The organism is Micromonospora sp. GCM10011541 (assembly GCF_042650725.1).
Taxonomy (GTDB): domain Bacteria; phylum Actinomycetota; class Actinomycetes; order Mycobacteriales; family Micromonosporaceae; genus Micromonospora; species Micromonospora sicca.
In genome coordinates this window covers 434364-448496 of record NZ_JBHSBP010000049.1, presented here as the reverse complement: position 1 = coordinate 448496, position 14133 = coordinate 434364, and the positions used below count along the sequence as shown (strand labels likewise).

Genomic DNA, 14133 nt, shown 5'->3' with positions numbered 1-14133 from the left:
ACACCCGTTACCCCCGGACGTCGCCCGGTCACCCGGAATCAGGACAGCCACCAGGGGGTTCAGGTAGTATGGAACAGTTGCCGTGGGCGTCGATCCGATCAGTGAACTGATCGCACCCGACCCGCGGCGCGCGTGCGGCCCGGTCCGGCTCGGCATTCCGCCCGACCGTGTGGCCCGCGCCATATACCGATCGCGCCCTGAGGACATGACGGGGCGCACCACGAGAGGGCACCCCCAAATCCATATGAGCGAGCTGATTCAGGACAACGTGGGCCAGGAACTGGCCCCCACCGCTCCGGTCCGTCCGGAGGCTCCCACTTTCGCCGAGCTCGGCGCCCGCCAGGAGACCGTCGAGGCCCTGGCCGCCGCCGGCATCACCCGCGCGTTCGCCATCCAGGAGTACGCGCTGCCGATCGCGCTGCGCGGCGTCGACCTGATCGGCCAGGCGCCGACCGGCACCGGCAAGACCCTCGGCTTCGGCGTACCGCTGCTGGAGCGCGTCTTCGCCCCCGCCGAGGGCGGCGACGGCGTGCCGCAGGCGCTGGTCGTCGTCCCCACCCGCGAGCTGGGCATCCAGGTCGCCAAGGACCTCGCCGCCGCGGGCAAGACCCGGGGCATCCGGGTGCTGCCGATCTACGGCGGCGTGGCGTACGAGCCGCAGATCGAGGCGCTGCGTAAGGGCGTCGAGATTCTGGTCGGTACGCCCGGCCGGCTGATGGACCTGCAGAAGCAGAAGCACCTGCGGCTCGACCGGGTGCGCGCGCTGGTCCTCGACGAGGCCGACCGGATGCTCGACCTGGGCTTCCTCGACGACGTCGAGAAGATCCTCGCGATGCTGCCGGAGGACCGGCAGACCATGCTGTTCTCGGCCACCATGCCGGACCCGATCGTCGCCCTGTCCCGGCGCTTCCTGCGCCGGCCGGTGACCATCCACGCCGGGCACACCGCCGAGACCGGCCCGTCGCCGCAGACGCAGCAGCTGGTCTACCGCACCCACTCGATGAACAAGGTCGAGATCGTCGCGCGCATCCTCCAGGCGGAGGGGCGCGGCCTGACCATGATCTTCACCCGGACCAAGCGGGCCGCCGACCGGGTCGCCGAGGACCTCGACTTCCGCGGCTTCGCGGTCGCCGCCGTCCACGGGGACCTGGGCCAGGGCGCCCGCGAGCGGGCCCTGCGGGCGTTCCGCGCCGGCAAGATCGACATCCTGGTTGCCACCGACGTGGCGGCACGTGGGCTCGACGTCACCGGCGTGACCCACGTCATCAACTACGACTGCCCCGAGGACCAGGACACCTACACCCACCGGATCGGTCGTACCGGCCGGGCCGGGGCGACCGGTGTCGCGGTGACCTTCGTCGACTGGGACGACATGCCCCGTTGGCGGATCATCGACAAGACGCTCGGGCTGGAGATGCCGGAGCCGCCGGAGACGTACCACACCTCTCCGCACCTCTACACCGACCTGGACATCTCCCGCGACGTCACCGGCACCCTGCCGACCGCCGAGCGGACTCGGGCCGGGCTGTCGGCGGAGGTCGAGGAGGACCTCGGCGGCCGGCCCCGGCGCGGTGAGAGCCGGGGCTCCCGCCGCGGCGAGAGCCGCGGCCGGAGCGAGCGCGGCGACCGCGAGCGCGGCCGGGGCGGCGACGCCGCGGCCACGCCCGAGGGCGGGACGCCCGCCGACGCCTCCGCCGAGGAGGGCACCCGTACCCCGCGCCGGCGGCGTCGCCGCCGGGCGGGCGAGACGGTCGCCGGCGAGCCCACCGCGGTGATCTCCGCCGAGGACGGCAGCGAGCCGGCCGCGGCGGCCTCCGCCGAGGGCGAGGCGGCGTCGAAGCCGCGTCGCCGCCGGCGCCGCCGTGGTGCGGGTGGTTCGGGCGCCGGTACGCCGGCCGAGGCCACCGCCGACTGACCCTTGCGACACTCCGACGTCCCCCGCACCGGTCCCCGGTACGGGGGACGTCCCCTGTCCGGGGGCCACGCAGCCGGGCCGGGCTGCCGGCGCTCGGACGCGGGACACCCCACCTGGCGCCCTTTGCTCTGCTGCAGCGGAGGCAACACCATCGCCCGCCAGGTGTTGCGGCGGCTGAAGCAGAGCAAAGGATGTCGAGAGGACACCCAGCACCGGCACTCCCTGCCACCGCGAGCGGGGCGGAGGGGTGCCACAGGACACCCACGACCGGACCGCCGGGGAAGCCGGCGGCCGGGAAGGATGATGGAGCGATGCCGGAACCGCTGGACGCCGCCCTGACCGAGGTCCGGGCGCTGCTGCTCGACCCCGCCCTGACCCGGGCGGTCGCCGCCGGACGACGCCGGGGGCACCGGCCCTCGGTGGTCCGCGCCGAGCTGCGGCCGGTCACCCTCAAGGCCGGCCCGCGGCTACAGATCTCCACCTCCGACGGGGCCCGGCCGTACACCAGAAACGTGGCGCCGGGCGTGGAGGCCGGCGCGGCGGTCGACGCGCTGCTGGCCGAGCCGTTCGGGAACTGGCATGTGGAGACGGCCGACGCGACGCTGCAGCTGCGGGTGACCAAGTCGGGCGAGGCGCAGGTGCACCGGGCGGCGGCGAGCCGGCCGGCGGCCGAGCCGGGCGGGCACGACCGGGAGAAGGACTACCTGCTCGACCCGGGCGATCCGATCTTCGCCGAGATCGGCGGCTCGGCCGCGAAGCGCCGACAGGTGGACGCGTTCCTCCGGGCGCTGGCCGCGACCCTGCCGGACGACCTGACCGGCCCGCTCCGCGTGGTCGACCTGGGCTGCGGCAACGCGTACCTGACCTTCGCCGCCCACCGGTACCTCACCGCCCGCGGGCTGGACGTGGAGCTGGTCGGCGTGGACGTGCGCGAGGACCAGCGCCGGCGCAACACCGAGCTGGCCGAGCGGCTGGGCTGGGCGGACCAGGTTCACTTCGTCGCCGGCACCATCGCCGACGCGGTGGTCGAGCCGGCCCCGGACCTGGTGCTGGCGCTGCACGCCTGCGACACCGCCACGGACGAGGCGCTGGCCCGCGCCGTCCGGTGGGGGGCCCGCTGGGTGCTCGCCGCGCCCTGCTGCCACCACGACATCGCCGCCCAGCTGCGCGCCCGGCCGGCGCCCGCGCCGTACGACCTGCTCACCCGGCAGGGCATCCTGCGGGAGCGGTTCGCCGACGTGCTGACCGACGCGCTGCGGGCCGGGCTGCTCCGGCTGCACGGCTACCGGGCGGAGGTGGTCGAGTTCGTCGACTCCCGGCACACCCCGCGGAACCTGCTGATTCGGGCCCGCCGGACCGGGACGGCCCCGACCGACGCGCAGCGGGCGGAGTACCGGGAGCTGGTCGACCAGTGGCAGGTCACGCCGCGGCTGGAGACCCTGCTGTCCGGCGCGGGGACCGACGGGCCGGCGGCCTAGCGGCCCCGCCCGCCGCTGCGCTTCCGGACGCCCCGCGAGTCCCGCCCACGAGACGATCAGACTGGTCGGTCGGTTGCCTCCGCGTCGCGCCGTACTACCCTCTTAGGCGCACCGTCCGGTGCTCCGGTCGGGAAGGAAGACCCCGCAGGAATGGGTTCCGCAGAGGTATCGCCGCAGATGGCCTTCGCGCGTTTCGTGCGTCGCGCCATCGACGACGCCCGTGAAGTGCGCGGCTGGACGGTGACCGACCTGGCCACGCACACCGGCGTGGGCCGCTCCACCGTGTTCCGCTGGCTCGCCGGTGACTGGCAGGACTACCCCGAGCTGGCCAAGGTGCGCGGCTTCTGCGGTGCCCTCGACCTGCCGGTGGCGGCCGCCTTCCGGGCCCTCGGGTTGCCCGACGCCGGCCCCACGCCGCGCCGCCGCGCCGAGGACGCGCCGGTGGAGGCGGACGTCCGGGTGATCCTGGAGCGGCTGGCCGACCCCAGCGTTCCCGCCGAGGAGAAGCACCACATCCGCGACCTGCTCCGCTACCTGGCCCGCCGCCCGGTCCGCCGGGCCGGCTGAGCGGTCAGCCTGCCGGTCCACCGGGCCACCCGAGCGGTCGGGCGAGCGGTCAGGGCACCGTCACCGTGAAGCCGGCGGTGTGCACCACGCCGGCCACCTGGAAGTCCAGGAACATCCGGTAGCGGCCGGGGCCGGGCACGGTCAGCTGGAACGTCACCGCATCGCCGTCCTGCCCGCTCTGCGGGTGCACGTGCAGGTAGCCCAGGTCGCCCTCGCGGAGCGCGACCAGGTGGCCGTACGCGCCCAGGTAGCGCTCCAGCGGTGCTGTGGCGGCACCGGCGCTGACCCGGAACCGCAACGGAGTCGGCTCCCCCGCCTTCGGGGTCCCCTCGTAGGCGACGGTGAACCCGTCGACCGTGCCGGTGGTGGCCGGCGCCGGCAGCGGGCGGGGCGCGTACCCGCCGGGGGCCGTCAGGTCGGTCCCGAGGGTGACGGCGGTCTGCCCGCCGTCGTCGGCGACCGCGGTGAAGTCCGCGTACGCCCGCCAGACGCCCGGCTCGGTCAGCGTCAGCGGCACCGACCAGGTGCCGTCCGGGGCCATCGTCGGGTGCAGGTGCTGGTAGCCGGTGAGGTCGCGGCGGACCACGATCAGGTGCATCGGCTTGTCGTGCACGACGGCGAACCGGGTGACCGCGCGCCGCCGCTGGTCGCGGATCTGGAACCGCAGCTCACCGGCCCGGCCGACCGGGAACTCCACGGCCGACGGGGTGAGGGTGTAGCCGGCCGCGCTGACCGACAGGCCGGCGGCGTCCGCGGCGGTGCCCTGGTCGACGGCCGCCCCGCCGTGCGAGTGCGCGCCGGTGCCGGGCGGGTGGGTGTGCCCGCCGGCCGTCGGGGCCGCGCCGGACGCCGTGCTGGGCGGCGGGTTCAGCCGGCCGAGGCCGAAGCCGAGGAGTACGGCGAGCACCAGCCCGCCGACCACCAGCGCCAGCCGCAGGGTGCTCCGGTCCGGCCGGAGGGGCGGCCCCCCCACCGGGACGCCGAAACCGACCGCCGGCGCGGGCTCGACCGGCCACGCGGGCGGGTCTGCGGCGGCCGGTCCGGCGGGCGGCGACTCAGGCAACGCCGCCGGCCAACTCGTAACCCGCCTCGTCGACGGCGGCCCGCACCGACTCGACCGGCAGCGGCGCGGCGCTGGCGACGGTGGCGGTGCCGGTGGTCAGGTCCACTTGGACCTCCTCGACGCCGGGCAGGGCGGACAGCTCCCCGGTGACCGCCCGCACACAGTGCTCGCAGGTCATCCCGGTGATGGCGTACGTCTGCGTGACGGGTCGCTGCTCGGTCATGGGCCCACGGTACCGCTGGACGTGGTGCCGGCCCGCGCACGGTCGGTGACGGTGGTGACGCTCGCATTCGGGGACGGCCGGGAACTTTTCCTGCGCCGCGGACGACCGCCCCGGGAACCCCGCCGCCACCCGGTGCCGGCGAGCCGGGTCAGCCGGCCACGGCGAGGGCGAGGGGCAGGACGTCGGGGGCGCCGGCCCGGCGCAGCAGCCGGGCCACCATGGTCGCCGTCCAGCCCGAGTCGATCAGGTCGTCGACGAGCAGCACCGGCCCGTCCAGCCCGGCGAGGGCGGCGGCCAGCTCGTCCGGAACGGTGAAGGCGTCGTGCAGCGCGCGTACCCGCTGGGCGCTGTTGCCGCGCGGCCCGCCGGCCCCGCCCGGACCGGCGGGGACCACCCGGCCGAGCAGCGGCAGCCGGCCCACGGTGGCGATCCGCTCGGCGAGCGAGCCGACCAGCGCGGGGCGCGTCCGGGAGCCCACCGCGACCACGCCGACCGGGCGGCGCGGCCAGGGGTCGTCGCCGTGCGCCCAGGCCTTCAACACCTCGACCACGGCCGCGGCCACGTCGTCCGGGACCGGTCCGTCCGCCGCCTCCGGCCCGACCAGGCCGCGCAGCCGCCCACCCCAGCCCAGGTCGGACAGCCGTCCCACGGCCCGCCCGGGCAGTGCCTGCTCCGTCGGTGGGATCCGGCCCTTCAGCGGTACGCCCACCGCCTCCAGACCGGTCGGCCAGAGCTTCTTCGGCGCGATCTCCACGCCGGGGCGGCCCAGGAAGGTCTGCGCGGCGGTGAGCGCCGCGTCGGAGACCTCGGCGGTGAAGAGCGGACCGGCGCAGCGGTCGCACCGGCCGCAGTCGCCCGCCCCGGCGTCGTCCAGGCATTCCCGCAGGTAGCGCATCCGGCAGCCGGGCGTGGTCGCGTACTCCCGCATGGCCTGCTGCTCGGCGGTGCGCGCCTGGGCGACGCGGCGCAACCGGGCCTCGTCGTAGACCCAGGGCTCGCCGGTGGCGAGCCAGCCGCCGCGGACCCGGCGGACCGCGCCGTCCACGTCGAGCACCTTGAGCATCAGCTCCAGCCGGGTCCGGCGCAGGTCGACGACCGGTTCGAGGGCCTGGGTCGACATCGGCCGGTCCGTGGGCAGCGCGGCGAGCACGGCACGGACCTGCTCCTCCGGCGGGAAGGCCAGGGAGGCGAAGTAGCGCCAGATGGCCGCGTCCTCCACGCCGGGCAGGAGCAGCACCTCGGCGTGCTCCACGGCCCGGCCGGCGCGGCCGACCTGCTGGTAGTAGGCGATCGGCGAGGGCGGCGCGCCGAGGTGGACCACGAAGCCGAGGTCCGGCTTGTCGAAGCCCATGCCCAGTGCGGAGGTGGCGACCAGCGCCTTGATCTTGTTGTCGAGCAGGTCCTGCTCGGCGGCGCGGCGGTCGGCGTCCTCGGCCTGGCCGGTGTAGGAGGCCACCGACCAGCCCCGGGCCCGCAGGAACTCGGCCGTCTCCCCGGCCGCCGCCACGGTCAGCGTGTAGATGATCCCCGAGCCGGGGAGCCGGTCCAGGTGGTCGGCGAGCCAGGCCAGCCGGTGCGCCGGGCTCGGCAGGTCGAGTACGCCCAGCCGCAACGACTCCCGGTCCAGCGTGCCGCGCAGCACCAGAGCGTCACCCAGTTGCTCGGCGACGTCGGCGGTGACCCGCTCGTTGGCGGTGGCGGTGGTGGCGAGCACCGGCGTCCGCTCGGGCAGGTTGCCCAGGAAGGTACGCAGGCGGCGGTAGTCCGGGCGGAAGTCGTGCCCCCAGTCCGAGACGCAGTGCGCCTCGTCCACCACCAGCAGGCCGGTGGTGGCGGCAAGCTTCGGCAGCACGGTGTCCCGGAAGTCCGGGTTGTTGAGCCGTTCCGGGCTGATCAGCAGCACGTCCACCGCGCCGACGTGGATCTCGCCGGTGATCTCGTCCCACTCGTCGAGGTTGGCCGAGTTGATGGTGCGGGCCCGGATGCCGGCGCGCGCCGCCGACTCCACCTGGTTGCGCATCAGCGCCAGCAGCGGCGAGACGATCACGGTCGGGCCGGCGGCGTCGGGGCGCTCCCGCAGCAGGGCGGTGGCGACGAAGTACACCGCCGACTTGCCCCACCCGGTGCGCTGCACGCAGAGCACCCGACGCCGGTCCACCACCAGCGCCTCGATCGCCCGCCACTGGTCCTCCCGCAGCCGGGCGTGCTCGCCGGCCAGCCGGCGCAGCACCGCCTCGGCTCGCTCCCGTACCGCCGCCCGATCCTGGCTCATCCGGCATTTCTACCAGGCGCCCGGCCGGTACCCGGGATCATGCGGGCCGGGTGGCGGCGGTGCGGGTGGCAGGAAGAGCAGCAGGTCCCGGAGCGGTTCGGTCGCTGCGGGCGGTAGCTGGCACCGCCCGGTCAGTTCCTCCAGCGACCCGTACGGGCCGCGCCGCCAGCGGTCGACGGCGATCTGGCGGCGCTGCTCGCCGGTCAGCCCGGGCAGTGCGACCAGCACCTGGTCCGGGACGGTGTTCACATCGACCAGACCGCCGTCGTCGAAGGTCCGGGGCAGGTCGGGACGGCCGATGTACAGCTCGTGCCGGGCCGCCGGGTAGTGGTGGAGCAGGTAGCGGGCCTGCTCCCGGCGTACCCGCTGCTGCTCCGCGACGCGCTGCCTGTCCGTCCAGAACAGCCGGGTCACCCCCGACCACAGGGCCGGGTTGAGGAGCAGCACGTGCCCGGCCCCCACGAGCCAGCAGAACGCCATCGCGCCGATGAGGTAAAGGAACTCGGAGTCGGGAAGTTCCTCGTTGTCCGGCACCTCTTGGAGCGCGATCGCGAACATGCTCACGACGAGCAGGAAGTAGCCGACTCCGGCAAGCGCGAGCCGCCGACTACGCCGCCACAACGCGTACCCGAGGACCACCGCCCAGGTCAGCATGCCGAACGACAGCAGCGCGACGGCGGTGCCGGTGACGGTGGCGACGACCCGGACCCAACCGGGCGACCGTTGTTCCGTCCATTCGCCGGTCGGCTGGTGCAGCCCGACGAGGGGGCCAGGCTGCCTCGTGGCGGCCGGCCAGCCGCCCTGGGCCGGGGGCCAGGGTGACGCCGGTGTGGCGGGAGGCGGCGCTTCCCACGGTCGGGCCGCCGCGGGGGAGACAGGGCCGACCGCCACTCCGGGACCGCCGACGGAAGCAACCCGGGCGGCGGCGACCGGCTCGGGCGGCGCGGGCAGCGAACGGCCTGGGGGCTGCGCGGCCCGCGGTCCCGGCGCGACCGTCGGGTGCTCCGATCCGCCGGTCGTACGCTCCGGCGAGGGCGCCGGTTGTTCCGCGGGGAGCGGGCCTTCGGTGGCCGTGGCCGGGTCGGTCCGGGGAGTGGGCGGGCCGGACCTGGACGAGTTCGGGGTCAGCGCCGGGTCGGAGCGCAGGATGCGCCGGTGCAGCTCGCGGAGTGCTTCGCCCGGCTCGATGCCGTAGTCGTCGCGCAGCAGGTCGCCGAACTCCCGGTACGCGGCGAGCGCCTCCGCCTGCCGGCCGCTGCGGTACAACGCCAGCATCAACTGGTGCCGCAGCCGCTCCCGGACCGGGAACTCGGCGACCAGTTCCACCAGCTCACCGACCAGCTCCCGGTGCCGGCCGAGGTCCAGCGCCAACTCGGCCCGGGTCTCCAGCGCGACGGCCCGCAGTTCCACCAGCCGGTGCCGCGCGGCCTCGAAGACCAGGCCGGCGAACCCGGTGAACGGCTCGCCCTGCCACAGCTCCAGGGCCGCCGTCACCTGGGCCAGCGCATCCGCCGTACGCCCGGCTGCGTGCCCCTGCCGGGCCCGGTGGACGCCGCGCTCGAAGCCGACCGCGTCCACCGACTCTGGGGCGACCCGGAGCAGGTAGCCGGCGTCGGTCAGGCTCAGCACCTGTCCGGGCGTACGTGGGGAGCGGTCGGGTTCGAGCACCCGGCGCAGCCCGGCGACGTACTTCTGCACCACGTTCGTGCCGTTGGCGGGCGGCTCGTCGGGCCAGACCGCCTCGACGATCTGCCCGGTGGGGACCGGGCGGCCGGCGGAGAGCAGCAGCACGGCCAGCACGGCGCGCTGCTTGCCGGGGCCGAGGTCCAGTTCCCGGTCGGCGTACCAGGCCCGCTGAGGCCCGAGCAGCTCGAAACGCAGCGTTCCTGACATGCGAGTTTTCCGCTCCTGACACCCCCATGGCCGCCGAACGGCAGTGCCCGGCAGCCGGACGGCAGCATATCGGCAGCCGAACCGCCGTGTCGGCCCGCAGCATCGTCACCGGCAGAAGCCACGCAGCGAGAAAGAGAAGTGCGATGACACAGGCAACGGGCAGCGCCGGCACCATCCGACGGGCGGTCGGCACGGTCGCCGCCATGCTGGCCGCGACCACCCTGCTCGGGGGTTGCGGGCCGAAGAGCGAGCCGGCCGCCGCGCCGGCCACCAGCCCGAAGGAGGCGCTCCTCGACGCCGTCCCGGACGGTACGGAGGGTGCGTTCCGGTTCAGCGGCAAGGACTCGTCCAGCACCATCACCGGCCGGATCGACCCGGACGCGAAGGCCTTCGAGATCAACACCGCGATGGCCCCGGACAAGGACGGCATCACCACCAAGATGTCGTTCCTGCTGATCGGCGAGGAGATCTGGATGAAGGCGAAGTTCAGCGGCCACCCGGGGCTGCCGAAGTTCCCGAACAAGTGGATGAAGCTGGACCGCGCGAAGCTGACCGACGGCGGGAGCGTCCCGGCGTACGACGGCGCGGACCAGGGCAACGCGGGTCCGCTCATCGAGGCGGCCACCTCCGTCGAGGAGCAGGGCCCCGGGCGGTACGCCGGGGTCATCGACGTGAGCAGCGGCAACGCGGCGAAGGCGCTGGACGACAGCGAGGCGGCGGCGCTCGGCGAGGCCGCCAAGCGGGTGCCGTTCACCGCGGTGGTCGGGCCGGACAAGCACCTGACCTCGCTGACGCTGAAGATCCCGGCCGCCGGCGAGCGGAAGGCGTACGACTACGTGGTCACGTACGCCGACTACGGCAGCACGCCGAAGATCACCGTGCCGACCGGCGGCGAGGCGACGAAGGCGCCGGCGATGGCGTACGAGATGTTGAACAGCTGACCCACGACGCAGGGGGCGGCGGCCACACGGGGGGTCGCCGCCCCTTCGTCGTCGATGGGCCGGCGGGACCGGACGGGCCGGGCGGACTGGACGGGCCGGGCGGACTGGACGGGCCGGGCTGACCAGGTAGCGGACCGCCGCCGCGTGTCGTCCGGCCGGCCGGCGCGGCCGACCAGGGTGGCCGCCACCCCGGCGGCGTGCCGGTGTCCCCGCCGAGGTACCCGCCCGCGTTGTTCACCACCGCCAACCGCTCTCCCACTGCCGCCTCCCCTGCGCTCAGAATCCCGGCGCGGCGGAGGACGGTCAGCGGCGGCGGAGGGCGGTGAGGAGGGGGGTCAGGCGGGACCTGAGGCTGGTCAGGCCGCCGGGGAAGAAGTAGACCGCGAGGACGAAGACGGTGCCCAGGACGAACAGGGGCTGGGACAGCGGGTGGCTGAGGAAAGCCGGGAGGTTGTCGACGGCGTCGCTGCTGCCGAAGGCGGTGAGGCGGTGGTCGAGGTACATGTAGAGGATGCCGCCGAGGACCGGGCCCCAGCGGGTGCCGGGACCACCGAGCACCACCATGACCAGCAGCGACAGCGTCAGCTCGGAGGAGGTGACGTGCGGGGAGGCGCCGCCGACGATCAGGCAGTAGACCACCCCGCCGGCCGTCGCCAGCCCACCGGCCAGGGTGAACGCGACCAGCTTGAACCGGTACGGGTCGAGCCCGAGCACCCCGATCCGCCGCTCGTCGTCGCGCAGCCCGGCCAGCACCCGCCCGGTCGGTGAGCCGCTCACCCGGTGCACCACGAAGACCACCAGCGTCAGGTACGCCAGCGCCAGCCAGTACAGGTTGACGGTGTTCGTCACGCCGACCAGGGCCGCCGGCAGCCCGGAGACGTCCAGCGGCAGCCCCTCCTCGCCGCCGGTGAGCCCCTCGCCGGAGCCCAGCTTGAAGTCCCGGGCCACCACGATCGCCCCGACCTGGGCGAAGGCCAGCGTCACCATGGCGAACGCGATCCCGACGGTACGCAGCGCCACCGCGCCGAGCAGCGCGGCGAGGATCGTCCCGCCGGTCACCGCGAGCAGCGCGGCCTGCCACAGCGGCAGTCCGGCCCGGGTGACCAGGACGTCGGTGCCGTACACGCCGGCGGCGAAGTAGAGGGCGTGTCCGAAGGAGAGCATCCCGGTGCGGCCGAAGAGCAGGTCGTAGCCGGCGGCCAGGCCGCCGAAGACCAGGCAGATGGCGAGCAGTTGCAGGGTGCCCGGCGAGTTCAGCGGGCCCTCGAAGAAGCCCGGCAGGTTCACCGTCGAGTACGGCACGATCGCCGCCACCACCAGCGCCACCAGCGGCAGGAACGGCCGCAGCCCGTGCCAACGGGAACGCCCGGGGGTCAGCTCGTCGGGCACCTGCGCCGGGGGCGCCTCGACCACCGAGTTGGTCATGCCGTTGCCACCTTTCCGGCCAGGCCCTGCGGACGCAGCAGCAGCACCACGGCGAGCAGCCCGACCACGCAGATGTCGCCCAGGCCGGACGTGCCGTAGTAGTTGACGAACTGTTGCAGCAGCCCCACCGCGACCGCCGCGTACGCGGACCCGACCACCGAGCCCATCCCGCCGATCACCACCACGATGAACGCGAAGATCAGCAGCGAACCGCCCTGCCCGGGCGACACGGTGCCGAAGTAGACCCCGCCGAGCGCGCCGGCCAGCGCGGCGGCCGCGCCGCCGATCGCGAAGACCAGGGTGAACGCCTTGCGGACGTCGATGCCGAGCGCGGTCACCATCTCCCGGTTCTCCACGCCGGCCCGGATCACCAGGCCGTACCGGGTCCAGTGGAGGAAGGCGAGCAGCCCGCCGAGCACCACCGCGGCGGCGACGATCAGCAGCAGCCCGGCGTTCGGCACGTTCGCGCCGAGCACCCCGGTCACCTCCCGGGTCCACGACGGCCGGGGGAACGGCCGCGCGTCGGCGCCCCAGGTGGCCTGGAGCAGCGCCACGCCGGCCAGCGACAGGCCGACGGTGACCAGCACCTGCTCGATGGTGCGGGAGTAGAGCGGCCGGATCAGCACCAGCTCGACCAGCACGGCGACCAGCGTCCCGGCGAGCACGCCGAAGGCCACCGCGACCACGAAGCCGAACCCGTCGGAGCCCGCGCCGGGCAGGTTGTCCGCGGCCCACCAGGTCGCGTACGCCCCGACGCCGAGGAAGAGGCCGTGCGCGAAGTTGAGCACGTCGGCCAGGCCGAAGACCAGGGAGAGTCCGGACGCGACCAGGAAGTACAGCGCCGCCAAACCGAGCCCGGTCAGCGTCAGCAGGACGAGGGTGCTCATGCGTGCACCTCGCCCGAGCCGACACCCAGCAGCGACTTGGTCAGCGCCGTCTCCAGGAGCAGCTCCTGCGCGTTCCCGGTCCAGGCCACCTTGCCGGCGGAGAGCACCACCGCGTCCTTCGCCAGCCGGCGGACCACGGCCAGGTTCTGCTCGACCAGCAGCACCGGCACCGACTCCGCCACCCGTTCCAGCACCTCGGCCACCTCGGTCACCACCTTCGGCGCCAACCCCTTGGTCGGCTCGTCCACCAGCAGCAGCCGGTTGTCGTTGAGCAGGACGCGACCGATGGCGAGCATCTGCTGCTGCCCGCCGGAGAGGGAGCCGGCCCGTTGCCGTCCGCGCCGGTCCAGCTCGGGGAAGAGCGCGAAGACCTTGTCGTACGCCGGGGTGCTGCCGCGCCGTTCGGCGAGCCGCAGGTTCTCCGCGACGGTGAGGCCGGCGAAGACGCAGCGGTCCTCCGGCACGTAGCCGAGCCCGCCGCGGACCAGCCGGTGGGTGGGGCGGGCGAGCAGGCTCTGCACGCCCATCCGGATGGTGCCGCGGACCTCGCCGCTGCGGGGGGTGAGGCCGACGATCGCGCGCAGCGTGGTGGTCTTGCCGACGCCGTTGCGGCCGAGCAGCACGGTCACCCCGGTGGGCGCGACGGTGAAGGACACCCCCTGGAGGATGTGCAGCCCGGCGATCCGCACCGACAGGTCCTCGACCGCGAGGACCGGTTCCACACTCATAGCGACTCCCCCAGGTATGCCTCCTGGACCGTGGCGTTGGCCATCACGGTCTCCGGGGTGTCGCAGGCCAGCAGGGCGCCGTGGTGCATCACGGCGATCCGGTCGGCCAGCTCCAGGATCACGTCCATGTGGTGCTCCACCATCAGCACCGACCGGCCGCTGTCCCCGGTCAGCGACTTGATCACCTCGACCAGCTCGGGCACGTCCTCGGCGCTGACCCCCGCCATCGGCTCGTCCAGCAGCATCACCCGGGGCTCCCCGGCGAGCAGCAGGGCGATCTCCAGCTTGCGCTTCTCGCCGTGGGCCAGGGTGCCGGCGAGCGCCGCACCCCGGTGGTGCAGGCCGACCCGGTCGAGCGCCGCGTCGGCGGCGGCGGCGACCTCCCGGTCGGCCGCCGCGCGCCGCCACAGCTTCATCGAGCCACCCCGGTGCGCCTGTACGGCCAGCCGGACGTTCTCCCGCACGGTGAGCGAGCCGAACACCGAGGACGCCTGGAAGGTACGCCCCAGGCCGAGCCGGGCCCGCCGGTGCGGCGGGAGGGCGGTGACGTCCTCGGAGTCCAGCAGGATCCGCCCCTCGGTGGGCCGGCGCAGGCCGGTGATCAGGTTGAACAGTGAGGTCTTGCCGGCGCCGTTGGGCCCGATCACGCCGAGGAACTCCCCGGGCGCGAGGTCGAGGTAGACGGAGTCGACGATGGCGACCTCACCGATCCGCCAGGTCAGACCGCGGGTGGCGAGCACA

At 74.5% G+C, this 14133-nt stretch carries 12 protein-coding genes; 4 read left to right on the top strand and 8 right to left on the bottom strand.

What is annotated here, in order from left to right:
- The first annotated feature begins 244 nt into the window (after positions 1–244).
- The 3 genes from ACFOYX_RS19250 (at position 245) to ACFOYX_RS19240 (ending at position 3960) form a co-directional block, all read left to right on the top strand.
- Positions 245–1915, top strand: a complete 1671-nt coding sequence (locus tag ACFOYX_RS19250) for a DEAD/DEAH box helicase (protein WP_322439062.1) — start codon at positions 245–247, stop codon at positions 1913–1915.
- A 311-nt stretch (positions 1916–2226) separates the two neighbouring features.
- A complete protein-coding gene (locus ACFOYX_RS19245) occupies positions 2227–3393 on the top strand; it encodes an SAM-dependent methyltransferase (protein WP_322439063.1) in 1167 nt (388 codons plus the stop codon).
- 150 nt (positions 3394–3543) lie between these two features.
- Positions 3544–3960, top strand: coding sequence for a helix-turn-helix domain-containing protein (locus ACFOYX_RS19240; protein ID WP_109804612.1), 417 nt, complete (start codon positions 3544–3546; stop codon positions 3958–3960).
- A gap of 49 nt (positions 3961–4009) precedes the next feature.
- Here ACFOYX_RS19240 and ACFOYX_RS19235 read toward each other — a convergent pair whose 3' ends face one another.
- The 4 genes from ACFOYX_RS19235 to ACFOYX_RS19220 form a co-directional block, all read right to left on the bottom strand.
- Entirely contained in the window at positions 4010–4933 is a 924-nt protein-coding gene (locus ACFOYX_RS19235) for a hypothetical protein (RefSeq protein ID WP_322439064.1), read from the bottom strand.
- Positions 4934–5015: 82 nt separating this feature from the next.
- Positions 5016–5246: a heavy metal-associated domain-containing protein gene (locus ACFOYX_RS19230; RefSeq protein WP_322439065.1), complete on the bottom strand. Its 231-nt coding sequence runs from the start codon at positions 5244–5246 to the stop codon at positions 5016–5018.
- Between the two features lie 148 nt (positions 5247–5394).
- On the bottom strand, positions 5395–7518 hold the full coding sequence (locus tag ACFOYX_RS19225; RefSeq protein ID WP_322439066.1) for a DEAD/DEAH box helicase: 2124 nt from the start codon (positions 7516–7518) through the stop codon (positions 5395–5397).
- Between the two features lie 9 nt (positions 7519–7527).
- On the bottom strand, positions 7528–9411 hold the full coding sequence (locus ACFOYX_RS19220) for an AfsR/SARP family transcriptional regulator (protein ID WP_238454004.1): 1884 nt from the start codon (positions 9409–9411) through the stop codon (positions 7528–7530).
- 143 nt (positions 9412–9554) lie between these two features.
- Between ACFOYX_RS19220 and ACFOYX_RS19215 the strand changes: the two genes are divergently transcribed.
- Positions 9555–10352: a hypothetical protein gene (locus tag ACFOYX_RS19215; protein ID WP_322439067.1), complete on the top strand. Its 798-nt coding sequence runs from the start codon at positions 9555–9557 to the stop codon at positions 10350–10352.
- Positions 10353–10655: 303 nt separating this feature from the next.
- Here the strand turns inward: ACFOYX_RS19215 and ACFOYX_RS19210 are convergent, their stop codons facing one another.
- From ACFOYX_RS19210 to ACFOYX_RS19195, 4 genes are read right to left on the bottom strand one after another with little or no spacing between them, the layout of a single operon-like run.
- Positions 10656–11777: a branched-chain amino acid ABC transporter permease gene (locus ACFOYX_RS19210; protein WP_238454002.1), complete on the bottom strand. Its 1122-nt coding sequence runs from the start codon at positions 11775–11777 to the stop codon at positions 10656–10658.
- On the bottom strand, positions 11774–12664 hold the full coding sequence (locus ACFOYX_RS19205) for a branched-chain amino acid ABC transporter permease (protein ID WP_322439068.1): 891 nt from the start codon (positions 12662–12664) through the stop codon (positions 11774–11776). The genes ACFOYX_RS19210 and ACFOYX_RS19205 overlap by 4 nt, the downstream gene beginning before the upstream one ends.
- Positions 12661–13392, bottom strand: a complete 732-nt coding sequence (locus tag ACFOYX_RS19200; protein ID WP_238454000.1) for an ABC transporter ATP-binding protein — start codon at positions 13390–13392, stop codon at positions 12661–12663. The genes ACFOYX_RS19205 and ACFOYX_RS19200 overlap by 4 nt, the downstream gene beginning before the upstream one ends.
- Positions 13389–14132, bottom strand: coding sequence for an ABC transporter ATP-binding protein (locus tag ACFOYX_RS19195; RefSeq protein WP_238453999.1), 744 nt, complete (start codon positions 14130–14132; stop codon positions 13389–13391). Before ACFOYX_RS19195 ends, ACFOYX_RS19200 begins: the two co-directional genes overlap by 4 nt.
- Position 14133: the final 1 nt, after the last annotated feature.